Origin of the sequence: Streptomyces sp. NPDC048248, assembly GCF_043201875.1 — a bacterium.
GTDB lineage: Bacteria > Actinomycetota > Actinomycetes > Streptomycetales > Streptomycetaceae > Streptomyces.
Window position 1 is genome coordinate 460,466 of sequence record NZ_JBICZL010000005.1, and the last position, 23,675, is coordinate 484,140.

Annotated in this window: 18 protein-coding genes and 1 tRNA gene; 10 read left to right on the forward strand and 9 right to left on the reverse strand. The window is 73.8% G+C overall.

What is annotated here, in order from left to right; translation table 11 throughout:
- Positions 1-216: 216 nt before the first annotated feature.
- Positions 217-1,863 (reverse strand): ABC transporter permease, encoded by a 1,647-nt coding sequence (locus tag ACGFZW_RS13435; RefSeq protein ID WP_393893208.1) that lies wholly within the window; start codon positions 1,861-1,863, stop codon positions 217-219.
- Positions 1,860-2,819: an ATP-binding cassette domain-containing protein gene (locus ACGFZW_RS13440; RefSeq protein ID WP_393893209.1), complete on the reverse strand. Its 960-nt coding sequence runs from the start codon at positions 2,817-2,819 to the stop codon at positions 1,860-1,862. Before ACGFZW_RS13440 ends, ACGFZW_RS13435 begins: the two co-directional genes overlap by 4 nt.
- Before the next feature lie 94 nt (positions 2,820-2,913).
- On the opposite strand from ACGFZW_RS13440, the gene ACGFZW_RS13445 reads away from it, so the two are divergent.
- Complete coding sequence (locus ACGFZW_RS13445; protein ID WP_393893210.1) at positions 2,914-3,426, forward strand: GbsR/MarR family transcriptional regulator; 513 nt, start codon at positions 2,914-2,916, stop codon at positions 3,424-3,426.
- Positions 3,427-3,478: 52 nt separating this feature from the next.
- Here the strand turns inward: ACGFZW_RS13445 and ACGFZW_RS13450 are convergent, their stop codons facing one another.
- Positions 3,479-4,435, reverse strand: a complete 957-nt coding sequence (locus tag ACGFZW_RS13450; RefSeq protein WP_393893211.1) for a hypothetical protein — start codon at positions 4,433-4,435, stop codon at positions 3,479-3,481.
- A gap of 236 nt (positions 4,436-4,671) precedes the next feature.
- Between ACGFZW_RS13450 and ACGFZW_RS13455 the strand changes: the two genes are divergently transcribed.
- Positions 4,672-5,958 (forward strand): adenylosuccinate synthase, encoded by a 1,287-nt coding sequence (locus ACGFZW_RS13455; RefSeq protein WP_393893212.1) that lies wholly within the window; start codon positions 4,672-4,674, stop codon positions 5,956-5,958.
- Positions 5,959-6,023: 65 nt separating this feature from the next.
- Here the strand turns inward: ACGFZW_RS13455 and ACGFZW_RS13460 are convergent, their stop codons facing one another.
- From ACGFZW_RS13460 to ACGFZW_RS13475, 4 genes are all read right to left on the reverse strand, one after another.
- Positions 6,024-7,889, reverse strand: a complete 1,866-nt coding sequence (locus tag ACGFZW_RS13460) for a serine/threonine-protein kinase (protein ID WP_393893213.1) — start codon at positions 7,887-7,889, stop codon at positions 6,024-6,026.
- 202 nt (positions 7,890-8,091) lie between these two features.
- Positions 8,092-9,921 (reverse strand): serine/threonine-protein kinase, encoded by a 1,830-nt coding sequence (locus tag ACGFZW_RS13465; protein WP_393893214.1) that lies wholly within the window; start codon positions 9,919-9,921, stop codon positions 8,092-8,094.
- A gap of 134 nt (positions 9,922-10,055) precedes the next feature.
- Positions 10,056-10,547, reverse strand: a complete 492-nt coding sequence (locus ACGFZW_RS13470; protein ID WP_393893215.1) for a MarR family winged helix-turn-helix transcriptional regulator — start codon at positions 10,545-10,547, stop codon at positions 10,056-10,058.
- Positions 10,544-11,212 carry a DJ-1/PfpI family protein gene (locus ACGFZW_RS13475; RefSeq protein ID WP_393893216.1) on the reverse strand — a complete coding sequence of 223 codons (669 nt, stop codon included), beginning with the start codon at positions 11,210-11,212 and terminating at the stop codon, positions 10,544-10,546. The genes ACGFZW_RS13470 and ACGFZW_RS13475 overlap by 4 nt, the downstream gene beginning before the upstream one ends.
- A gap of 243 nt (positions 11,213-11,455) precedes the next feature.
- Between ACGFZW_RS13475 and ACGFZW_RS13480 the strand changes: the two genes are divergently transcribed.
- From ACGFZW_RS13480 to ACGFZW_RS13495, 4 genes are all read left to right on the forward strand, one after another.
- The gene (locus ACGFZW_RS13480; RefSeq protein WP_393893217.1) at positions 11,456-12,250 is read left to right on the forward strand and encodes a VTC domain-containing protein; all 795 of its coding nucleotides are present in this window, start codon (positions 11,456-11,458) and stop codon (positions 12,248-12,250) included.
- Between the two features lie 233 nt (positions 12,251-12,483).
- A complete protein-coding gene (locus ACGFZW_RS13485; RefSeq protein WP_393893218.1) occupies positions 12,484-13,854 on the forward strand; it encodes an aspartate aminotransferase family protein in 1,371 nt (456 codons plus the stop codon).
- Between the two features lie 156 nt (positions 13,855-14,010).
- Positions 14,011-14,688 carry a GntR family transcriptional regulator gene (locus tag ACGFZW_RS13490; RefSeq protein WP_393893219.1) on the forward strand — a complete coding sequence of 226 codons (678 nt, stop codon included), beginning with the start codon at positions 14,011-14,013 and terminating at the stop codon, positions 14,686-14,688.
- A gap of 94 nt (positions 14,689-14,782) precedes the next feature.
- The gene (locus tag ACGFZW_RS13495) at positions 14,783-15,433 is read left to right on the forward strand and encodes a hypothetical protein (RefSeq protein ID WP_393893287.1); all 651 of its coding nucleotides are present in this window, start codon (positions 14,783-14,785) and stop codon (positions 15,431-15,433) included.
- A 62-nt stretch (positions 15,434-15,495) separates the two neighbouring features.
- On the opposite strand, the gene ACGFZW_RS13500 is transcribed toward ACGFZW_RS13495, so the two are convergent.
- A complete protein-coding gene (locus ACGFZW_RS13500) occupies positions 15,496-16,284 on the reverse strand; it encodes an SLATT domain-containing protein (RefSeq protein WP_393893220.1) in 789 nt (262 codons plus the stop codon).
- A 357-nt stretch (positions 16,285-16,641) separates the two neighbouring features.
- On the opposite strand from ACGFZW_RS13500, the gene purD reads away from it, so the two are divergent.
- The 4 genes from purD (at position 16,642) to ACGFZW_RS13520 (ending at position 23,164) form a co-directional block, all read left to right on the forward strand.
- Entirely contained in the window at positions 16,642-17,934 is a 1,293-nt protein-coding gene (gene purD, locus ACGFZW_RS13505; protein ID WP_393893221.1) for a phosphoribosylamine--glycine ligase, read from the forward strand.
- A 472-nt stretch (positions 17,935-18,406) separates the two neighbouring features.
- Complete coding sequence (locus ACGFZW_RS13510; RefSeq protein ID WP_393893222.1) at positions 18,407-20,263, forward strand: hypothetical protein; 1,857 nt, start codon at positions 18,407-18,409, stop codon at positions 20,261-20,263.
- Between the two features lie 384 nt (positions 20,264-20,647).
- Positions 20,648-22,126 carry a N,N-dimethylformamidase beta subunit family domain-containing protein gene (locus ACGFZW_RS13515; RefSeq protein ID WP_393893223.1) on the forward strand — a complete coding sequence of 493 codons (1,479 nt, stop codon included), beginning with the start codon at positions 20,648-20,650 and terminating at the stop codon, positions 22,124-22,126.
- 138 nt (positions 22,127-22,264) lie between these two features.
- Positions 22,265-23,164 carry a phosphoribosylaminoimidazolesuccinocarboxamide synthase gene (locus tag ACGFZW_RS13520; RefSeq protein WP_393893224.1) on the forward strand — a complete coding sequence of 300 codons (900 nt, stop codon included), beginning with the start codon at positions 22,265-22,267 and terminating at the stop codon, positions 23,162-23,164.
- 61 nt (positions 23,165-23,225) lie between these two features.
- Here ACGFZW_RS13520 and ACGFZW_RS13525 read toward each other — a convergent pair.
- A tRNA-Gly gene (locus ACGFZW_RS13525) sits at positions 23,226-23,298 on the reverse strand.
- Positions 23,299-23,675 lie beyond the last annotated feature (377 nt).

Here is a 23,675-nt window from a genome sequence, read left to right on the forward strand (position 1 = left end):
CCGCCGGGGGGGGGGGCGGCGCCGGGCCCGGCCCCCGGGGGGCGCCCCGGGGGGGGCGGGGGGCGCCCGGGGGCGCCCCCGCCCCCCGCCCCGCCCCCCCCCCCCCCCCCCCGCCCCCGCGCCCCCCCCCCCCACACCCCCCCCCCCCCCCCCCCCCGCTACAGCTCCGGCGGCGCACGAGGAGGGGGCGGCCGGCACGGTCCCGGCCGCCCGGTGTCAGCCGAGGTCGCGGCGGCGGAAGCCGGTGAGCCCCGCGGCGGCGAAGAGCACGGCGAGGGCCGTCAGCCAGAGGAACGGGGCCGCGTGGACCTCTGCGCCGGGGAGCTTGGGCAGATGGCCGAACGGCGAGAGGTCCATCACCACCTGGGGGAACTCCAGCGTCGGGCCGATCCAGCCGATCGCGAGGCAGCCGCCGACCAGGGCCCAGACGGCGGTGGTCGCCTTCGGCAGCAGACCGAACAGCAGCACCGCCAGGCCGGCGAGCGTCCAGACCGCCGGGACCTGGGCGAGGGCCGCGCCGAGCACCGGAGCGACCCGGCCGCCGAGGCCGCCGGCCGTGACGCCGTAGCTGACGCCCAGCGCCAGGCCGCCGAAGGCCAGCACCACGACCGGGCCGAGGAACGCGACGACCAGATGGCTGCACGCCCAGCGCAGGCGGCCGACGGCGGCGGCCAGCACCGGCTCGGCGCGGTCGTCGGTCTCCTCACCGCGCAGCCGGAGCACCGCGCCGGTCGCGAAGATCGCCGCGATCATGCCGAGCAGGCCGGTCATCGTGGCCAGGAAGGCGTCGGTCAGGCCCGCCTGGCCGCCCATCCGCTCGAAGATCTCGCGGGTCCGTCGGTTGCCGCCCACCATGTCGGCGGCACCGTTCGCGATCCCGCCGAAGACGGCGCCCGCACACACGAAGCCGAGCGTCCAGCCCAGCAGGGTGGTGCGTTGCAGCCGCCAGGCCAGGCCGAAGGGGCCGGCGAGGGACGCGGGTGCGTGGGCCCGGCCGGGACGGGCCGGCAGGAAGCTCATCCCGAGGTCGCGGCGGGCGGTCAGGGCGTATGCGGCGCAGACGGTGAGTGCCGTGCCCGCCAGGAAGAGCAGCGCCGTCCCCCAGCGCTCGCCCGCGTACGGGCGGACGTTCTCGGCCCAGCCGAGCGGCGAGATCCAGGTGAGGGGCGAGGAGGCGTCGGTGGTGGCGACATCCCCCGCGGCGCGCAGGGCGAAGAAGAGGCCCAGGACGGCGCCGGTCAGGCCCTTGGCCAACCGGGCGCTCTCGGTGAACTGGGCGGCGATGGCGGCGAGTCCGGCGAAGAGCATGCCGACGCCGCCGACGGCGAGGCCGAGTGCCAGGGAGCCGGCCACCGGGCGCCCGGTCCCGGCCAGTCCGCCGGTGATCAGCACGGCCAGGCCGGTGTTGGCGACCAGGGCGGTGAGCAGGGCGGCCGTCAGCGGCGCGCGACGGCCCACCATCGCCGCCGAGAGCAGCTCCTGACGTCCCGTCTCCTCTTCCTCTCGGGTGTGCCGTACGACGATCAGCAGGCTCATCACCGCCGCGAGGACGGCGCCGAGGCCGGTCATCCGCCAGGCGACCAGCCCGCCGACGGAGTCGCTGAGGACCGGCCCGTACATCGCGCGCATCGAGGCGTTGGCGGTCATCGAGGCAGCAAGGCCGGCGCGCTCGGCGGCGCCGTCGTAGAGCGTCGCGATGGACGACCCGGTGCCGGCGACGGTGAGGCCGAGGACCAGCACCCAGGCCGGGATCATCAGCCGGTCGCGGCGCAGCGCGAGGCGCAACAGGGCTCCGGTGCCCGCCAGATGGCGGGAGGGGCCGGGGGCGGCGGCCGTGGCGGCGGTGGCGGTTGCGGCGGTCATCGTGCGCTCGCCTCTTCGGTGCGGACCTCGGCCTGGTAGTGGCGCAGGAAGAGCTCCTCCAGGGTGGGCGGGGTGCTGGTCAGGCTGCGGACACCGGATGCGCTGAGCGATTGCAGTACGGCGTCGAGCTTGTCGGTGTCGGCCTGGAACCTGACCCGGTGGCTGCGGCCCCCGGCGAGCGGCTGATGCGCGAGGCCGTGGACGCCGGGGAGGTGGGCGAGACCGTTGGGCGCGCCCGTGAGTTCGGCGACGACGGAGGTGCGGGTGAGGTGGCGCAGTTCGCCGAGCGAACCGGACTCCACGGTCCGGCCCTTGCGGATGATGCTGACGCGGTCGCACAGCGCCTCGACCTCGGACAGCACGTGGCTGGAGAGCAGCACCGTACGGCCGCGGTCGCGTTCCTCGGCGACGCAGCTCTGGAAGACCTCCTCCATGAGCGGGTCGAGGCCGGAGGTCGGCTCGTCGAGGATGAGCAGGTCGACGTCGGAGGCGAAGGCGGCGACGAGGGCGACCTTTTGGCGGTTTCCCTTGGAGTAGGTGCGTCCCTTCTTGGTGGGGTCGAGTTCGAAGCGCTCCAGGAGCTCGGTCCGGCGGGCGGGGTTCAGGCGCCCGCCGCGCAGCCGGCCGTAGAGGTCGATGACCTCGCCGCCGGAGAGGTTGCGCCACAGGGTGACGTCGCCGGGCACGTAGGCGACGCGGCGGTGCAGCTCGACCGCGTCGCGCCAGGGGTCCTTGCCCAGGAGTTGAGCGCTGCCGCCGTCGGCGCGCAGCAGTCCGAGCAGGACCCGGATCGTCGTGGACTTCCCCGCGCCGTTGGGTCCGAGGAAGCCGTGCACCTCGCCGGCTTGGACATCGAGGTCGAGGCCGTCCAGCGCGTGGGTACGGCCGAACGACTTGTGCAGGCCGGCCACCCGGATCGCGGGAGAGTGGCACGAGGGGAACGTTGCCTTCGTCATGTTTTTGAAGCTACGCTCATTTCACAAATTTGTGAAGTTAAGAAAGCGTATAAAGTCGGGAGGGGCGGCTCTGATCAGGGGAGATGATGCGGACATGAGTGAGCAGCGACAGCCGGGCGCCGACGACCGGGACGACGAGGCGGTCTCGCAGTTCGTCGAGCGCTTCGCCGCCCAGCTGGTCGAGGCCGGGATGCAGCGGATGTCCGCCCGTGTCTTCGCCTGCCTGCTGGCCTCCGACTCCGGTGTGCTGACCTCCGCCGAACTCGGCGAGCGCCTCCAGGTCAGCCCCGCCGCCGTCTCCGGCGCGATCCGCTACCTCTCCCAGGTCGACCTGGTCAGCCGGGAGCGGGAACCGGGCTCCCGCCGCGACCGCTACCGGGTGCACAGCGACCAGTGGTACGAGGCGCTGGCCCGCCGGGACAGCGTCCTCAGCCGCTGGGAGACCACCCTCCGCGAGGGCGTCGGCAGCCTTGGTGAGGAGTCCCCCGCCGGCCGGCGGATCAACGAGACGCTGGCCTTCTTCGAGTTCATCCAGCAGGAACTCGGCGGGATGATGGAGCGCTGGCGCGACCACAGGGACAAGGTGCGCGCCGAGTCGGGCGGCTAGGGCCTCCCGTTCGGATCCTGCCGGGCCTGCGGGGCCTGCCGGGCCTGCGGGTCTACGGCCGCGGCAGCGTCAGCCGCCAGGCCGCCGGCTGCACCGTCCAGGTACGGGTCCTGACCGGGCCGCCCACCACCGCGTCCGCCCGGTAGTGGAAGTCCGCACCGGACACCGTCACCGCTCGCGCCTGCGCCCGCACGGGACGGTCCGAGCCCGGCCAGTGCACCACGACCTCGGCAAGCCCGCCCGCGTCGGCGGCGCGGTGCCCGAAACCGTCGACCTCCGGACCCGTCCGGGCCGGGCCGGACGCCCCGGCCTGACCGCCGGGCATCACCGAGACGCCCCGCACCGGGCGGTCCAGGTCGGCCAGCATGATGCCGTCCGCCTCGATCCGCAGCCGCTGGGCCGGCACCCGTCCGCGCCGCCCGCCGAGCCCGCAGGCCGGCGACGACAGCAGCGACAGCGCTGAGCGCGCCGTCCGCGCGGCCGGCTCCCACCACGGCCGGTGCCCGTCGACGGCCGTGCCGCCGGGCCGGCCGTCCCACGCGTCAGCCGGCGCGGCCGCGGGCGGCACATGGCGGCCGTGCCCGGCCCGCGCCCCGAGGTCCCCGCCGGGGATGCGCAGCCCGCCCAGCACGATTCCGTCACTGTCGTCGGTCAGCAGGTCCATCGGCCGCTCGGCGCCGTCCAGGACCGCCCGCGCCGCGGCCACCGTGTCCGAGGGGACCCCCAGCGCGCGGCTCAGCGCCACCGCCGCAGGAGCGCCCACCGGAACCATCGAGATCGTGACCCCTGCCAGCTCCCGCTCCTTGTGCAGCAGGCCCACGACCCGTAGCAGGGCGCGGTCGTCCCCGATGACCACCGGTCGCCGGTGGCCGCGCCGGGCCAGCGCCCGGGCGAATTCCTCGGGGTCCTGCGGCAGGCAGATTTTCGCTCCCGCGCGAGCGCACAGGACATCCTTCGCGATGCGTACGGATTCGCCGTCCGTACTGCGGGCGACCGGGTCGATGACCACGAGCAGGGGGTACCCCCGAACGGAGTCTGCGGGAGAGTGCCCAGAAGGCTGCGCCGACACCTCGGTCCTTCCTCAGGTAGCATCTCGGTGCAAGAGCCCCTTGCGCTATTGCGCCAGGGGCTTCGTCTATTCCGGGGCACCGGTCCAACGGATCCAGCGATGACGTCCGCGTGAACACGCATACGGATGCCATCCACGCACGTTGGTCCTGCCCCGCCCGGAAGGGGTGTACGCCTGTGCCCGCACTTGTGCTGCTCGGTGCTCAGTGGGGTGATGAAGGCAAGGGAAAGGCCACCGATCTGCTCGGTGGGTCTGTTGACTACGTGGTGCGCTACCAGGGCGGCAACAACGCCGGCCACACGGTCGTCGTCGGCGACCAGAAGTACGCGCTGCACCTTCTCCCTTCCGGAATCCTTTCGCCGGGGTGCACCCCGGTCATCGGCAACGGCGTCGTCGTCGACCCTGCGGTCCTGCTCTCCGAGCTGAGCGGACTCAACGAGCGCGGTGTCGACACGTCCAAGCTGCTGATCAGCGGTAACGCGCACCTGATCACGCCGTACAACATCACCGTCGACAAGGTGACGGAACGCTTCCTCGGAAAGCGCAAGATCGGCACCACCGGCCGGGGCATCGGCCCGACCTACGCCGACAAGATCAACCGCACCGGCATCCGTGTGCAGGACCTCTTCGACGAGTCGATCCTGCACCAGAAGGTCGAGGCGGCCCTCGACTTCAAGAACCAGGTGCTGGCCAAGCTCTACAACCACCGCGCCATCGTCGCGGACCAGGTTGTCGAGGAGATGCTGAGCTACGCGGACCAGCTCAGGGGCTTCGTCGCCGACACCACGCTGCTGCTGAACAACGCCATTGACGACGGCAAGGTCGTGCTGTTCGAGGGCGGTCAGGGCACGCTCCTGGATGTCGACCACGGCACGTATCCCTTCGTCACGTCATCGAACCCGACCGCGGGCGGCGCCTGCACCGGTGCGGGCGTCGGGCCGACGAAGATCAGCCGCGTGATCGGCATCCTCAAGGCCTATACGACGCGTGTCGGCGCCGGTCCGTTCCCGACCGAGCTGTTCGACGACGACGGCGAGGCGCTGCGCCGGATCGGCGGTGAGCGCGGTGTCACCACCGGCCGTGACCGCCGCTGCGGCTGGTTCGACGCGGTCATCGCCCGCTACGCGACCCGCGTGAACGGCCTGACGGACTTCTTCCTCACCAAGCTCGACGTGCTCACCGGCTGGGAGCAGATCCCGGTCTGCGTGGCGTACGAGATCGACGGCAAGCGCGTCGAGGAGCTGCCCTACAGCCAGAGCGACTTCCACCACGCGAAGCCGATCTACGAGAACCTGCCGGGCTGGTCGGAGGACATCACCAAGGCGAAGTCCTTCTCCGACCTGCCGAAGAACGCGCAGGCGTACGTCAAGGCGCTGGAGGACATGTCCGGTGCCCCGATCTCCGCGATCGGCGTCGGCCCCGGCCGCGACGAGACGATCGAGATCAACTCGTTCCTGTCGTAGGACGTCGGGGCCGTTGCCCCCCGCGCGGTGCCCGCAAGGGCGCCTTCGCACCACCGGCCGTGGGCCTACTCCGCTCTGGAGTAGGTCCGCGGCTGTTTGTCGTCGCCCAGGAACTCGCGGCGCAGGGTGCCGTCGCCGTTGACCTGGAGGACCGAGGTGCTGCTCGGCGCGCAGCCGGGCGCCGCCCGGTCGATGACGGACGGCCCGACGGTCAGCTCGCCGTCGGCGGAGTAGAGGTCGGCGTGCGCGGTGCACCGCCCGCCGCGGCCCTCGACGACGGTGGTGAGCACCGGGCTGCCGACGGGCGCCCGCTCGATGGTCAGCCGCTGCGTTCCGAAGCCGTCGGCGTTCGGCCGCTGCCAGGTGCCGAGGAAGGTGGCCGGGACCTGCTCGGCGGCGGGGGCGGTCCGGCGCAGCGTCGCGGTCCGGCCGGCCGCCGCCCAGGTGAGCGTGCCGGCGCCGCCCGGGCGCAGGGTGTGCTCGCCGAGCGCGGCGCAGCGGCCGGGCGGGACCGACTTCACGACCTTGGTGTCCAGCCGCAGACCCGGGCGCCCGTCGCCCGCCGTGGCGGAGACCAGCTTGGCGTCGCTGCGGCATTCGTAGCTCGCGCCGAGGCTGGTGCTGTTCGCGACCACCTCGCCGACCTTGCCGTGCGAGATCACGAACCGGCGCTGCTGCCCGGTGGGGGTGCCGTCGCGCTGGACCGCGCCGGTCCAGATGCCCACGTAGCGGGACGGGATGTCCGAGGGGCGGTCATCGGGCCCGGCGCCGCCGGTCAGCAGGGGTACGGCCACCGCGGTCGCGGCGGCCGCGGTGACGGCCGTGGCGAGGAGGGGGAGCCAGCGGCGTCGCGTGGGCGGGGCCTCCCGAGAGTCCGCCGGCGCCTCCTGCGGGGCTCCGCCCCCGCCGTCCTGCCGCGCCGCCAAGAGGGTCGTCGCGGTCTCGCCGGCCGGCCGGCCGGCGGCGCGCCGGCCCGGCGGAGGGGATCCGCCGGGCGGAGTGTCGGTGTCCAGCAGGCGTACGGCGTGCCGGCCCAGTCGCGCGATCAGCTCGGCCGGCAGCCAGGGGGAATCAGCTCCGCCGCTGCTCACCGGGCCGAGCCGGGAGGCGATCTCCTCCGGTGCCGGCCGGGCCGCCGGGTCCTTGGCCAGGCAACCGCCGATCAGCTCCCGCATGCCGTCGGGGATGTCGCCGAGGTCGGGCTCCTCCTGGGCGATCCGGAACATCACGGCGTGCACGCCCGAGGCGACGCTGCCGAACGGCATCCTCCCGGTGGCCGCGTACGCCAGTACCGATCCGACGCAGAAGACATCGCTGGCGGGGCCGATGCGGTGGCCCTGGACCTGCTCGGGCGACATGAAGCCGGGTGAGCCGACCACCGTGCCGGTGCGGGTCTGGGTCTGGTCGCCGACCGCGTCCAGGGCGCGGGCGATGCCGAAGTCGATGACGCGGGGGCCGTCGATGGTCAGCAGGACGTTGGACGGCTTGAGGTCGCGGTGCACCAGGCCCACGCCGTGGATGTCGAGCAGCGCGCAGGACAGGCCGTAGGCCAGGCGCCGCAGCGAGTACTCGGGCAGCGGGCCGTAGGTGCCGGACCGGCCGTAGGAGCCGCCGACGACCTCGCTGAGCGCCGGGCCGGCGATATAGCCGGTCGCGACCCAGGGCACGTCGGCCTCGGTGTCGGCGTCGAGCACCGGAGCCGTCCAGTGGCCGCCCACCCGGCGCGCGGCCGCGACCTCGGCGCGGAAGCGGTCGCGGAACTCCTCCTCGGCCGCCAGCTCGGCCTTCACCAGCTTCACGGCGACGGTCCTGCCGCCCTCGGAACGGGCGAGGTAGACCCGGCCCATCCCGCCGCTGCCGAGGCGGCTGAGCAGCCGGTAGTCCCCGATCCACTCCGGATCGCCGGCCGTCAGCCCGCGCAGGCTCTCCATCCGAGCCCTCCCCCGTGTCGTTCCCTGCCCGTCGTGCGGGTGACCGGCCTGCTCCCGCGGGCCGTGCGGTGCGCCGTTCCCTGATCGTCTTCGACGAGCCTAGGCTTCTGCCGGTCGCGCGACGGCAGAGGGATCGTCACGACGGGAGAACGATCGCCGGGCCGGTCGGGCACCGGAAGCGGGCGCCCGCCGCGCGGGCGCATCACCCGGTCCTGTCGTAGGTCAGGGGCGCCTTGCCGTCGTCGAAGGTGCGCCGCAGTCTGCCGTCCACCATCTCCAAGGTGCTCGGGGGGCCGGGCCGGCAGCTCTCGGCGGGGCCGGACGTCACGGTGGACGGCCCCAGACGAACCGGCGGTCCGGCGCTGTCCAGTGTGGCCGCGAACTCGCAGTGGTAGGCGGGGCCGGTGGCCGTCATGGTGAGCACGGTGTCCCCGGTGCCGCCCTGGGTGAGCCGGAAGCGCCGGACGTCCGCGCTGCTGCCGCCGACCGTCGTCTCCCAGGTGCCGAGGTAGTCCGCAGGGATGCCGCCGTCCCCGGCCGGTTCCGCCGAACCCTGCCCTTCCCGGGCCGGCCCCTGCCCCTCCTCGTCCGTCCCGCCCTTGCCCGAGGGCCGGTCGTCCTTTGCCGCCGACCGCACGCCGCCACTCCCGCCCTCCAGCAGGACGTACGCGGTGGCCGCGCCCGCCCCGGCAAGGACGACCGCCACCGCCACCATCAGGGCGGTGCCGGAGCCACGGCGGCGCGGTGCGTGTGCGGCCGTCGGCGGTGCCGTATGGCCGGGTCCGTAGGGGCCGTGGTCGGGGTGGGCGGGGGAGGCTGTGCCCTGACCGCCGACCGCGTAGGGATATCCGTACGCCGACGCGGGGGCCTGGACGGACGCCGGGCCCTGCGGCACCGGTGACGGCGGCGGAGTGGCCGCCCCGGCGGCCGGTGAGACCGTGGTCGGCAGGCTGTGCACCCCGGGGGCCGCCCCCGCCTCCGCCGTCCCTGCCTGTGCCGCGCGCGGCGATTCAGGTGGCGCGAGCCGCGAACCGGCGCCGTCCGTACCGCCCTTGGGGTTCTCCGCCTCCAGCAGCTCCACGGCATGCCACCCCAACTGGGCGACCAGCGCACCCGGAAGCCACGGTTCGTCCGCCGTCCCGTCCTCGCCGCCGCTGCCGTCCGCGGCTTCCGTCAGCGCCAACAGCTCGCTCGGCGTGGGCCGTTGTGCGGCATCCTTGGCCAGACACGCGGCGACCAGGTCGTGCAGGCCCGCGGGGAGCGCCGTCAGGTCGGGCTCCTCCTGCGCGATGCGGTAGAGCATCGCGTGCACGCCACTGTCCGCCGTCCCGAACGGCTGCCGGCCGGTGGCCGCGTACGCGAGGACCGAGCCGAGGCAGAAGACGTCGCAGGCCGGGGTGAGCGCCTCGCCCCTGACCTGCTCGGGCGCCATGAAGCCCGGCGAGCCGACCGCGGCGCCGGTGCGGGTCAGACCGTTGCCCGTCACCGCCTCAAGCGCCCTGGCGATGCCGAAGTCGATGACCCGGGGGCCGTCGATGGTCAGCAGCACATTGGACGGCTTGAGGTCGCGGTGGATGATCCCGGCGGTGTGGATCGCCTGGAGCGCCCGGGCCAGTCCGGCGGCCAGGATCCGTACCGTCCGCTCGGGCAGGGGCGCGGCGCTCCCGGCGACGACCTGCTGGAGAGAGGGGCCGGCGATGTAGCCGGTGGCGACCCAGGGGGTCGCCGCCTCGGTGTCCGCGTCCAGCACCGGCGCGGTCCACTCCCCGCCGACCCGCAGTGCGGCCCGCACCTCCTGCCGGAAGCGCGCGCGGAACTCCTCCTGGTCGGCGAGTTCGGCGCGCACCAGCTTGACGGCGACGGTGCGTCCGCGGTCCGAACGGGCCAGGAAGACCTGCCCCATGCCGCCTTCCCCGAGCCGCCCGATCAGGCGGTAGTCACCGATGCGCTGCGGATCACCCTCCCGCAGCGGGGCGAGCCCCCCGGACCGTCCCGTCCGTCCCTGCCGCCCAGCACGTCCAGGCTGTTGCACGATGCGCCGCCTTTCCCCCCGGAATCCGCCTGCGGGAGAGTAGGCGCAGGCATGAACACCCGGGACGACGTGAGCCGTCCCGTTCCGGGTTCCCCGGCACGCTGCTCTTCCGTCGCGAGGATACCGAGGTCCGCTCAGCTCGCGGAGGGTCGCGGCAGCTCCTCCAGCGCGTCCGACAGATCCTCCAGCGCCGCCATCACGCGGTGGAAGTCGTCCGCACCGCCGAGCCGTTCGCACAACAGATCGGCGAACTCCGCGTGTCCGGGGGTGATGCGCGCGATCGCGGCGTGTCCTTCCCCGGTGGGGGCGAGGAGTTTGGCGCGGCGGTGCGCCGGGTTGGGGTGGTAGGCGGCCAGACCGCGCTCCACCAGCAGATCGGCGATGCGCTGCACGCTCTGGCGGGTGATGCCCATGGCGCGGGCGATGCCGGCGACCGGAAGCGGCTCGTGCAGTACGGCGCCGAGCACCTGCCACCAGGCGGCGGTCATCCCGGCCGGCTTCGCCAGGCCCTCCGCGACGGAGAGGAACTGGCCGTTGAGCCGGAAGACGGCGAGGGCGGTACGGCTGAGGAGTTCGGGGGCCGGTGGCGCCGTGGACGGCTGCGGGCCGGAGTCGGGCGCCGTCATGCGTCCTCGGCCCGTGAGCCCGCGCTGCCCGCCGTCATCAGGACGGGGAAGGCGGACGCGTCGGAGCGGGCGAACAGGCGGTACCAGGCGTCGAGGATCTGCGGCTCCATGACGTCCAGTTCGGCGAAGATCTCGCGGGCGAACGCCACCGCGTCCGTCGGCCCCGCCGTGATCAGCCCGTCGGCGCGGACGGCGTCGCTGTCCCGGTAGTGCTCGCCACCGCGGTAGCCGGGCTGGGCGGCGAGGTAGGGGGCCGCGCCGCTGGTGTGCGGCCGGTCGTCGAGCAGGCCCTCCCGGGCGAGACCGGCGGTCGCCCCGCAGATGGCGGCGACCGGCACGCCCGCGTCGAGGAACTCACGGGCCTTGCGGGCGAAGGGGGCCAGCTCCTCGCCGGAATCCCAGAGGTGGGCGCCGGAGAGGACCAGCAGTGCGCTGTCCTCGGGGCGAAGGGCGTCGACTGCCAGATCGGCGGGGACCCGCAGCCCGGCCATCGTCGTCGAAGGCCGGTCCGTCGCGGTGGCGACGGTGACCACGTCGTAGGCGGGGCGGTCGGCACGGAAGTAGGTGCCCTGGCGGAGGTGGGCGGCGGCGTGGCCGAACTCCCAGTCCGCGAGCGTGTCGTAGACGGCGAGGTGGATGGTGCGGGGGCGGCTGCTGCGGGTCATGGCGTCTCCTCGGTCGGCTGAGCCACGATGCGTATGACAGCATTCTGTCTTCTCGACAGGATGCTGTCAATGCTCCAGGGTCACGACGAGGCGCGAAAAGTGTCCGAGATTCGCCTCATGGCGGATATTCGATTCCGCTTTCCGGAACTTTCCCCGAGCGTGGGGCAGAGGACGCGCCGAACCACCCCACGCGCCCCGGCCCCGCACGCTCGCCCGCCCCCGAACGTCCGCCGAGGAGACCGAGTGATTCCCGCCGTACGAGCCATCGCCCGCGCCGCCATGGCGGCCCGCCCCGTGCCGCTCGCCGACGTCCAGGCCCGCGCGGAACTGCTGACCCGCGTCGACCGCGGCTACCTCGTCCCGGTCGAGGTCTTCGCCGCCCTCGCCGCCGAACTCACCGACCGCGGCCGGCCCGGCGGCCCGTTCGCGGCCCTGTGCGTCAACGGCCGCCGCTGGTTCGGCTACCGCTGCGTCCACCACGACACCTCCGACCTGCGCAGCTTCCATGACCACCGGCAGCGCCGCCGGCCCCGCTTCACGGTCGGCGAGCGGCTCTACGAGGACACCGGCGAGCGGCAGTTGGAGATCGTGCTCCAGGGGCGGCGCCCGGAGACGGTCAAGCGCCGGTGCCCGCTGCTGCCGGACGAAGCGGCCCTGGGCCCGGCCTCGCACCGCTTCCTCGCCACCGAGCTCGCCCGCTCCCAGGGCATCGACGCCCCCGCCGGCCTGCGCCCCGTCCTCGCCACCCACCACCAGCGCACCACCCTCGTCGCCGACGGCCAGCGGATCACCTGCGACGCCGCCCTGGTGTGCCGTGACCCGGCGACCGGGCGGACCGTACGCGCCGACGGCGGCCTCGTCCTCGTCGGGACCAGAAGCGCCGGCGGGCAGACCGCGGCGGACCGGCTGCTGCGCGACCACGGGCTGCACGCCCCGGAATTCACCACGTACAGCGCGGCGTTGGCGGCCCTGCGCCCGGACCTCGCCGCCGACCGGTGGCGGCGGACGGTGCGGACGGCCTTCCCCTCGGCCGGCTGACCACCGCGCACGAGGAGACGCCTCCAGGGACCGCGCACGACGCTTCCCGGGGGAGGCGTCGCTCCCGCCCCACGTGCTGGAGCTTCCTACAGGAGCGTCGACATTCTGTCCGTGGGGGTGGTGAGCGCCATACACACTGTCGGTACCGGTCAGCGGATCGTGATCCTTACGCTGGAGGCGTTCGCCGCGCCTGTCCCCGGCGGACCCGAGCGACCCGATCCGAGGTACTGACCGTGACCACGACGCATTCCGCCTCCGCCGCCGACCCTGCCGCCGGAGCGGCGGTCAAGGCCGACGACCGCGCGCATGTCTTCCATTCCTGGTCCGCGCAGGGCCTCATCGACCCGCTCCCGATCGCCGGCGCCGAGGGTTCCTACTTCTGGGACTACGACGGCAACCGCTACCTCGACTTCTCCTCCCAGCTGGTCAACACCAACATCGGCCACCAGCACCCCAAGGTCGTCGCGGCCATCCAGGAGCAGGCCGCGAAGCTGTGCACCATCGCACCCGGCTTCGCCGTGGACGTGCGCTCCGAGGCCGCCCGGCTGATCGCCGAGCGCACCCCCGGTGACCTCGACAAGATCTTCTTCACCAACGGCGGCGCGGAGGCCGTGGAGAACGCGGTCCGCATGGCCCGGCTGCACACCGGCCGCGCGAAGGTGCTGTCCGCCTACCGCTCGTACCACGGCGCCACCGCCGCCGCGATCAACCTGACCGGCGACCCCCGCCGCTGGCCCTCCGACACCGCCTCGGCCGGCGTCGTGCACTTCTGGGGCCCGTTCCTCTACCGCTCCCCGTTCCACTCCGAGAACGAGGCGCAGGAGTGCGAGCGCGCCCTGGCGCACCTCGAACAGACCATCGCCTTCGAGGGCCCGCAGTCGATCGCCGCGATCATCCTGGAGACCGTCCCCGGCACCGCCGGGATCATGGTCCCGCCGCCCGGCTACCTCGCCGGAGTCCGCGAGATCTGCGCCCGCCACGGCATCGTCTTCATCCTCGACGAGGTGATGGCGGGCTTCGGCCGCACCGGCCGCTGGTTCGCCGCCGACCACTTCGACGTCACCCCCGACCTGCTGACCTTCGCCAAGGGCGTCAACTCCGGCTACGTCCCGCTCGGCGGCGTCGCGATCAGCGCCGAGATCGCCGCCACCTTCGACCAGCGGCCCTTCCCCGGCGGCCTGACCTACTCCGGCCACCCGCTGGCCTGCGCCTCCGCCGTCGCCACGATCAACGCGATGGCCGAGGAGCGCATCGTGGAGAACGCCGCCGAGATCGGCGAGAAGGTCATCGGACCCGCGCTGCGCGAGATCGCCGAACGCCACCCCTCGGTCGGCGAGGTCCGCGGCATGGGCGTCTTCTGGGCCCTGGACCTGGTCAAGAACAAGGAGACCCGCGAGCCGCTGGTGCCGTACAACGCCTCGGGCGCCGCCAACGCCCCGATGGCCGCCTTCGCCGCGGCCTGCAAGCGCGGCGGCCTGTGGCCCTTCGTGAACATGAACCGGACGCATGTCGTCCCGGCCTGCACGGTCACCGAGGCCGAGGCCAAGGAGGGCCTCACCGCCCTCGACGAGGCCCTGACCGAGGCGGACGCGCACACCGTCTGACGCCTTCGACCGGGTGCCGCACCCGCGCGTGCGGCACCCGGCCCGCCGGGCCTCCGGGACGGACGCGCGGAGAGTGGTCGCCGCGGCCCTCGCCTATCGTGGGCGGGGGCCGCTTCCACCTGCGCGGTCATGGAGTCGTCGAAGGAGACGCACACGATGGCTGCCGGCGCAGACAACGGGTTCATACGGCGCAGCACGCTGCGTCAGCAGATCGCCGACGCGCTGCGCGACGAGCTGCTGGCCGGCCGGCTGCCGTCCGGCCACCCGTTCACCGTCAAGGAGATCGCCGAGCAGTACGGCGTCTCGGCGACCCCGGTGCGCGAGGCGCTGCTCGACCTGTGCGCGCAGGGCCTCCTCGACGTCGAACAGCACCGCGGCTTCAAGGTGCACGCCTTCTCCGCCGACGACTTCCGCGCCATGGTCGAGGCCCGCACCCTGATCATCGAGGGCATCTTCCGCGGCGGCGCGGAACAGGCGCTGCGCCAGGTCGCCCCCGAGGTACTGGTCTCCGTACGGCGCCGGGCCGACGAGGCCGAACGGGCCGCGCGGGCGGGTGACCTGGATGTGCTGATCGGCTACGACCTGAGGTTCTGGCGGGAACTCAGCAGCATCGTGGGCAACCCGTACATCACCGATTTCCTCGACCGGGTCCGCATTCAGACCTGGATGTTCGCGGTGCCGCTGCTGCGGTGCGAGGACGACCTCAAGGGCCACCTGTGGCACCACCACGGAGAGCTGGCCGACGCCCTGGTCCGGTACGACCTGCCGACGGCCCAGCGGCTGATCGCGGAGTACAACGAGCACTCTCTCGCTCTCGTGGGAAAGCCCCGCTAGCACTACGCTGTCCGACCATCGGCCGTAATGGGCCGTACCCGTGGCTGTACGTGCGCCGGTGTTCCCGTCCCCGACCGGAAGCGAGTCCTCACTCGTGGCATGTGACCTGTGGCTGGTACCCCTCGTCGATGTGCTGTGCCACAGCCCCGACAACCCCTTCTCGGAAGAGATCGCCACCTACGACAGGGCCCTGACGGACGCGGGCCTGCCGCCGGTCCCGGTCTTCAGCTACATGCCCGGCCTCTCCGGCGATGTCGCGCCGGTCGCGGGCTTCGACTACGACGCGCTGCACTTCCTGCGGCGCGCCTACCTCCTGCGCCTGTGCGGCCTGGAGGTCACTCCGGTGGACGAACTGGGCGGTGACTACGAGCAGTTGCTGGAGATGTTCGAGACGACCGCGCAGCAGTCCCACCTGGTGTGGCACTACGACCACGCGGGCGCCTACGTTCCGGTGGACTTCCCGCACCCGCTCGCCGACGACGAACTGCTGGAGGGCGGCGGCCCGCTGGGCTCCTCGCACGGCCTGCTGCGCGACCTCGAACTCGTCGCCCCGTCGCTCGGCATCGATCCGGCCAACCCGCCGGCCGCGCCCGCACCGCCGGCCGGACCCACCTCCTTGGAGGAGCGGGCGAATGCCGTCCCCCTGGACGACAGTCCGTTCGCCCGCGAACGGCACGTGTGGCTGGGCCTGCACGCCGCCGCCACCCGGAGCCTGGGCCAAGGCTCCATGATCGTCTTTAGCTGACCGGTGCGCCGGGGGCATCCCGCCCCCGGCGCGGCGCCGTCCGGGGCGGCGTCACGCGATGCTCAGCGCGGCGATTCCGGCGGCCGTTGCCGCGGCATGTTCGGCCGGGCCGACGGCGGCAGGATGAACCGCGCGGGCGGTCCCGCGCTCTCCGGTCGCGGCGCCACCGTCCAGGGAAGCATCGACTGCGTCGCCGGTGGCACCGGCCCGGCCCGGAAGTCCGTCATCCAGTCAGCCGTCTCGGACCGTACGAGCTCGCCGATGTCCTCGTTGAACCGCCGCAGCACGCCCAGGCAGCGCTCCGCCGCCTCGCTCGCCGTACCGTCCGCCGGACCGAGCACCTCGCGCACGCTCTCCGAAGCCCAGTCGAACTGCAGCGTCTCCAGCCTGCGGTGAATGGCCTGGGCGGTGGCGAGATCGCGCATCCAGCCTGCGGTCACCCCGAAATACCGGTCGCACCCCACGCACACCGCCGCCAACAGCAGCGTCAGATAGCCCCAGGGCGTCCCGCCGTGCCAGCCGGCCGCCAGATCCAGCAGCGGCAGCACACCGCCCGCCGTGACCCCGGCCGCGGCACCCAGCCGCAGTGCCCGCGCGCCACGGCGCTTGGCCAGCCGGTCGTGCAGATACCAGTCGGCGGCGCGCAGCGCGCCTTCCTCGGTCCACAGATAGAGCGCGTCCAGCCGGTCGGCCGGCTCCCCCCAGTCGCCGAGCGGGAAGACCCGCCCCGCGAAGTCCCGCCGCCCCGGGAGCCGGTCCTGCCGGGGGCGCCGGTCGCGGCGCCCGGGGCGCCGGAAGCGTCCGCCTTCGTCCCAAGGAGGCCCCTCGGGCTGCATCTCCGGCTGACTCACCCGTGGGCTCCCTCTTTACGGATACGTGCGGTGCGCGCGGGGCCTGGAGACGGCCGATACGCGCAGCCCCTTCCTACCGCCGAACGGTTGGCCTTGCTCCCAAGATCGAGGTATTTCCGCCCGGAAGTGGTGCGTGATCCGGTATAAGGCCGCCGGGCATCTCACCCGAAAGAGTTGCCTCCGAGGCGGTGGCCGGTTTCCGGCCGTCCTCGGCTCGCCTCCTGCCGGGGCGTCCCGTCGGGGGACTTCCCGGCCGGCGCCGACGCCGGCAGCCGACCGGGGCCGGGGAGCCCGTCCGGCGAGCGGCCGCCCCGGCCCGTGGCCCGTCCCGCCTCACCGGGCGACTAGGCTGCACCCGTGAAGGTCCTCGTCATCGGCGGCGGCGCCCGCGAACACGCCCTGTGCCGCTCTCTGTCCCTCGACCCCGACGTCACCGCGCTGCACTGCGCTCCCGGCAACGCCGGTATCGCCGAGGTGGCCGAATTGCATGGGGTCGACGCCCTCGACGGCACCGCCGTCGCCGAACTCGCCACCGGCCTGCAGGCCGATCTGGTCGTCGTCGGTCCCGAAGCCCCCCTCGTGGCGGGCGTCGCGGACGCCGTACGCGACCGTGGCATCCCGGTCTTCGGCCCCTCGGCCGAGGCCGCCCAGCTGGAGGGCTCCAAGGCGTTCGCCAAGGACGTGATGGCCGCCGCGGCCGTCCCCACCGCCCGCAGCTACGTCTGCACCAACGCCGCCGAGATCGACGAGGCGCTCGACGCCTTCGGCGCCCCCTACGTCGTCAAGGACGACGGCCTCGCGGCAGGCAAGGGAGTCGTCGTCACCGACGACATCGAGGCCGCACGGTCGCACGCCCTGGCCTGCGACCGGGTGGTGATCGAGGAATTCCTCGACGGCCCCGAGGTCTCGCTGTTCGCCGTCACCGACGGCCGGACGGTCGTGCCGCTCCAGCCCGCCCAGGACTTCAAGCGCGCCTACGACGGCGACGCCGGCCCGAACACCGGCGGCATGGGCGCGTACAGCCCGCTGCCCTGGGCCGACCCCAAGCTGGTCGACGAGGTCATGGACACTGTCCTGCAGCCCACCGTCGACGAGCTGCGCCGCCGGGGCACCCCGTTCTCCGGGCTGCTCTACGCGGGCCTGGCGATCACCTCGCGCGGCGTCCGCGTGATCGAGTTCAACGCGCGCTTCGGCGACCCGGAGACCCAGGTCGTCCTGGCCCGCCTCAAGACCCCGCTCGCCGGCCTGCTGCACGCCGCCGCCACCGGCACCCTCGCCGCCCTCCCGCCGCTGCGCTGGAGCGACGGCGCGGCGGTCACGGTCGTCATCGCCTCGCACAACTACCCCGACACCCCGCGGACCGGCGACCCCATCAAGGGCCTCGCCGATGTCGCCGAGCAGGACGCCCCCACGGCGTACGTCCTGCACGCGGGCACCAAGCGGGACGCCGCGGGCGCGGTGCTCAGCGCGGGCGGCCGGGTGCTGTCCGTCACGGCCACCGGCTCCGACCTCACCACCGCCCGCGGACGCGCCTACCGCGCCGTCGGCCGGATCTCGCTCGACGGCTCCCAGCACCGCACGGACATCGCAGCCAAGGTCGCGGACCAGGCGGCCGGGCAGACCCCGGAGGAGGCGGCCCCCGAGGCATAGGGCCCGCAGCGGACGCTCGCCCACGGCCCCGCGTACCCGCCCCGAGAGGCGGTGCACGCGGGGCCGTGGCGTACCGCCATACCGGTGACCTGGGCGTTCGGGGCGCTTCCGGCACGAACCGGGTCGGGCCGTCACCAGTTCCCGGCTTTACCCAAAGCCATTCCATCGAGTGACGACCCCAGGTATCCGGCTGACGAGAGCGGAACCCCCAACTAGGGTGCCGCGCAAGCGCCCTGCGGACGCCGTGCCGTGCATCGGCACGGTTGCCGCGTCGGCGTCCGGCAAGTGGCTCACCGACATTGCGATGTCAGTGGCCGGTGCCACAGTGGTGAGGAGTGAGCAGCGATCACGGCGGACGCCCGCGTCCGCCGCCCGTTGCGGCAACTCGCTCGTACCGCGCAGTTCCGTCCCGTGTTCTCTCCGTCGTTCTCTCCGTCCGTCTCCATCAGGACAGCAGGGGGTGTACAGGCTCGTGGCAGGTCCGGAAACAGGCGTCCTGGCGGCGCGTGCCCGCGCCCTCGCGGTGCTGCGGATCCGCGGCACGGCGTGGGCCGCCGCACTGCTGCCCGCGGCCGTGGCCGTGGTGCTGCTCGTCGGCGGCGCGACCGGCCACTTCGGTACGGGCACCGGCTGGAGCGTGGCCCGCTGGAGCGTCGGCGCACTCGCGGTGGTCGCCCTGCTGCTGGCGGCGCTGGTCACCACCGTCGTCGCCCGCGCCAGACCCGCGCTCAGCCCCTCCGTGCCGATCTCCGAGAAATCGGCCCCCGACCTCTACCGCCTGGTGCGTGATCTCGCCGAGCGCCTGGAAGTCCCGGCGCCCTCCGCGATAGCGCTCACCCCGGACTGCGACAGCTGGCTGGAGGACCGCACGCACCGCGCCCACGGCCCGCCCCGCACCGCAGGGCCCGCCGGCGGGGAGGAGCGCCGGAGGCCCGAGGCACCGGTCCTCGTCATCGGCTCGCCCTTCTTGTGGTGGATGCGGGTCGCCGAGCTGCGCGCCCTGCTCGCCCCGGTCGTGGCCGGCACCGGCCCCTCGGCGCACCCCGATATAGCCGCCGCCCGGCGCTTCATCCGCGGCCTCGACGCCGCCGTCGCGGTCTCCGCCCGTGCCGAGGGCCCGCTGCGCCGCCTCCCGCTCCGCTTCGTCGGCAAGGTGGCCCGCCTGCTGCTGCGCGCCTGCCGGGACCACGCCACGATCATGGAGCGCGGTGTCGCGGCCGCCGCGTCCGAGCGCGCCCAGGACGTCGACTACGGCCTCCGGATAGTCGCCCAGGAACAGGTCGGACTGGCCTACGCCGGCTGGGACCGGCTGCTGACCCGGGTCGCCCTGCCCGCCTGGCGGATGGGCCGCTGGCCCTCCCGCCTCGACGCCGGCGTGGTCTCCGCACTCACCGAACTCTCCCGCCGCGACCGCCTCGCCGAGGGCTTCACCTCACGTCTCGGGGAGCGGCCCGCCTGTGACCTGCTGGAGGAGCCGGGCGCCATCGACCGCGCCGCCTCCTTGCTGGCCGCCCGCCTCTTCCACGGCGGCCCGGCCGAACCGGGCCCCGACTGGTCGCCGGTCGCCTGGAACCAGTATCCGGAGGAGGTCGTGGACCGTAAGTGGCGCCTGGAGGCGGCCCGCCTGCACCGCGTCCTCGACGACCTCCCGCCCGGCCCGGCCGCCCCCACCGGCACGGCCGCGGATGCCGCACCGGCCCCGTCGACCGTGGCGGGCTCCGCGTCCCGGACCGTGGGGCCCGCGCCCGCGGCGCCCTCACCGGCCCCGCCCCCGTCCCACGCCGCGACCGGCCGGCCCTCCGCCGCCTCCGTCCCGTACGCACCCGCGGCGACCCGCACCGACGAGAGCGGGGCCCCGGGCCCAGGGCCCACCCTCGACCGCGTCATCGAGCGGCTGGCCCGCGACGACCAGGCCGGTGACCTCGTCGCCGCCCGGCTGGGTGCGGAGGTCGAGCGCGAGGAGCGCGAGGAGGCCGCCCGGCAGACCACCCTCGGTGCCCGTGCGCAGGACGCGGCCGCGGGTGTGGCCTGGGGCGACGGCCTGGTGGAGGGCGGCCTCCCGCTGTTCCCGCTCCAGCCGCCCCGCACGGGCCGGGAACTGCTCGCCGACCACGTCACGGCCATGGTCTGCTGCGCCGCCGTCGACACCGCGGGCGCCGCCCCCGGGCTCGACTGGCTCGACGGCCCGGCCCTGCTGGTGGACGGCGCCCGCCGCTCCGACCTCGGCCGCTCGGTGCTGAGCCTGGTGGACGACGGCGACGCCGCACCACTGCGCGGCTGGCTGTCGACCGTCGGCGTCCGCGCGGAGAAGCCGGTCCGGTTGGTATGACCTGACTCCGCGCACGACCACCGAGGCCCTGCGGCACTCCGCTTCGGCCCTCCGCACCCGGGCACCCGCGATGCCCGCTCCGCCCCAAGCGGCGCGCCCGCCGCGCCGCGCCCCGGTGCCGCCGTCCACGTCGCAGCCCCGCACGCCGCAAACCCCTGGCACACCGGCTGAATGTTCCCCTCCAGTTCGTGTTTCGGGCAGCACGACCCCTGAATTCACGACGAAGGGTGACGAAGTGAGTGCGTAATGTGATGTGCTGGGGGGTGCCCCGGGGTTCGACCGGTCGGACCCGACGGAGCCCGCCACCGCCCGAGCGGGCAGGCGGGTGAAAAGAAACGGCCGTTCGGCCGCGGCCGAACGGGGGACGCGGGAGGGGAGTGGAAGGTGGCGACGGAACAGATCAGGCGCTGGGAGTCGGGCGCTCTCGCCCACGCGGTCACGGACCCGTTCGGCCAGGGGCCACTGCCCTGGCTGCGCGGCAGCGAGAACTACTTCGACTCCGGCCAGGTCGTCCCCTGGTACGTCGATCCCGCGGTCGCCCAGGGAGACCCGCGCTTCCCCGCCCCCCACAAGCACAACGGCCCCCGCACCGCGGACGACGTCCACCGGCAGATCAAGGGCTTCGCCAGCACCGGCGCGGTGGCACCCGGCGAGGCCATCGACTTCCGGGTCTCGGTCGACCCGCCCCAGCCGTTCAGCATCGACGTCTACCGCATCGGCCATTACGGCGGCGCGGGCGCCTCCAAGATCACCACCAGCCCGCGCCTGGCAGGCATCGTCCAGCCCTCCCCGCTCGCGGCCGACCGCACGGTCTCCTGCCACCACTGGTGGCTGTCCTGGCGTCTGCAGGTGCCCGCGTACTGGAATCTCGGCGCGTATGTCGCCGTCCTCACCACCGCCGACGGCTACCGCAGTCACATCCCCTTCACGGTCCGCGACGACCACCCCGCCGACCTCCTCCTGCTGCTGCCCGACATCACCTGGCAGGCCTACAACCTCTACCCGGAGGACGGCCGTACGGGCGCCAGCCTCTACCACGCCTGGGACGAGACGGGCGCGCTCCTGGGCGAGCAGGACGCCGCCACCACCGTCTCCTTCGACCGCCCCTACGCCGGCGCCGGCCTGCCCCTCCACGTCGGCCACGCCTACGACTTCATCCGCTGGGCCGAGCGCTACGGCTACGACCTCGCCTACGCCGACGCCCGCGATCTGCACGCCGGCCGCGTCGACCCGACCCGCTACCGCGGTCTGGTCTTCCCCGGCCACGACGAGTACTGGTCGGTGCCCATGCGCCGCACCGTCGAACGCGCCCGCGACAGCGGCACATCCCTCGTCTTCCTCTCCGCCAACACCATGTACTGGCAGGTCGAGCTGTCCCCGTCCCCCTCAGGACCGGACTCGCTGCTCAGCTGCCGCAAGCGCCAGGGCCCCGGGAGGCCGGTGCTCTGGCGTGAGGTGGGCGAGCCCGAACAGCGCCTGATGGGCATCCAGTACGCCGGGCGCGTCCCCGAACCGGCGCCCCTCGTCGTCCGCAACGGCAGCCACTGGCTGTGGGAGGCCACCGGCGCCCACGAGGGCGACGAACTCCCCGGCCTGGTCGCCGGCGAGGCCGACCGCTACTTCCCGCGCACCAGCCTCCCCGACCACACCCACCGCATCCTGCTGGCGCACTCCCCGTACCGCGACAGCGACGGAGCCCTCCGCCACCAGGAGACCTCCCTCTACCGCGCCCCCAGCGGCGCCCTGGTCTTCTCGTCCGGCACCTTCGCCTGGTCCCCGGCGCTGGACCGCCCCGGCCATGTCGACCAGCGCGTCCAGCGCGCCACAGCCAACCTCCTCGACCGGATCTGCAAACGCGACTAGGGCGCCCGGCCCGCCGCGCGGCACCCGTCGGCCCGGCCCGCAGGGCCGATGCCTCGCCGGCCCCACCCTGCGGCGACACCCCGACCCCGCATACGGGAGAATCGGACGGACTCCTGGATCAACCTACGCGGAGGCAGCGTGTCCGGTTTCGTAGAAAAGCCCGAGCCCGTGCAGGTCCCGGGTCTCACCCACCTGCACACCGGCAAGGTGCGCGACCTCTATCAGAACGCCGCCGGCGACCTGATCATGGTCGCCAGCGACCGCATCTCCGCCTATGACTGGGTGCTCCCCACCGAGATCCCGGACAAGGGCCGCGTCCTCACCCAGCTGTCCCTGTGGTGGTTCGAGCAGCTCGCGGACCTCGCGCCCAACCACGTCCTGTCCACCGAGATCCCCGACGGGGCCCCCGCCGACTGGGCGGGCCGCACCCTCGTGTGCACGTCCCTCGCGATGGTCCCGGTCGAGTGCGTGGCCCGCGGCTACCTCACCGGCTCCGGCCTCGCCGAGTACCGGCAGAGCCGTACGGTCTGCGGCCTGGCGCTCCCCGAGGGCCTGGTCGACGGCTCCGAACTGCCCGCGCCGATCTTCACCCCGGCCGCCAAGGCCGCCGTCGGCGAGCACGACGAGAACGTCTCCTACGAGGAGGTGGCCCGGCAGGTCGGCCCGGAGGTCGCCGCCCAGCTCCGGCAGCTGACGCTCGCCGTCTACGGCAGGGCCCGCGACATCGCCCGTGAGCGGGGCCTCATCCTGGCGGACACCAAGTTCGAATTCGGCTTCAACGGCGAGGAGTTGACGCTCGCCGACGAGGTGCTGACGCCGGACTCGTCCCGCTTCTGGCCCGCCGACCAGTGGGAGCCGGGCCGCGCCCAGCCGTCCTTCGACAAGCAGTTCGTCCGTGACTGGCTGACCTCCGCGGCCTCCGGCTGGGACCGCGCGAGCGAGCAGCCGCCGCCGGCGCTCCCCCAGGAGGTCGTCGACCACACACGCGCCAAGTACATCGAGGCGTACGAGCGCCTCACGGGTCTCCCCTGGTCGTGACCACGGCCGACAGAAAAAGGCCCCGGACGGTGTCATCACCGGCCGGGGCCTTCTTCATCGGAGCGGACGACGAGACTCGAACTCGCGACATCCACCTTGGCAAGGTGGTGCTCTACCAACTGAGCTACGTCCGCATGCTCCGTGCTGTCCAGCGAGTTCGCCGGTGCGCGGTGCGGGCACCACTATAGCCAACCCGGGCGGGTGGGATGCGCGCTGTCGCGGCTCCGAACCTGCGCGGGTGCCTCGGGCGGGCCGGGGTGGCCGAGCGCCGCCGCCGCCCTCCGGCACTGCGCTCCGCGCCACGTCGACGCCGACCGGCCCCGGTCTCGGCCTGCTGACGGTCTTCAGGGCTTCCGACGCCCGCCCCCGGCATCGATTGCCTGATCCTCAACTCCGTGGCGGCGCAACGGTTTCCCGTGAGCGCCGGGTGCGCTGTGGTCGCACCCGGCTCACCGGGCCTTCCCGCAGCCCGGCGGCGAGAGCGGCATCTCTTTCCGGCCCACGGCGCCCG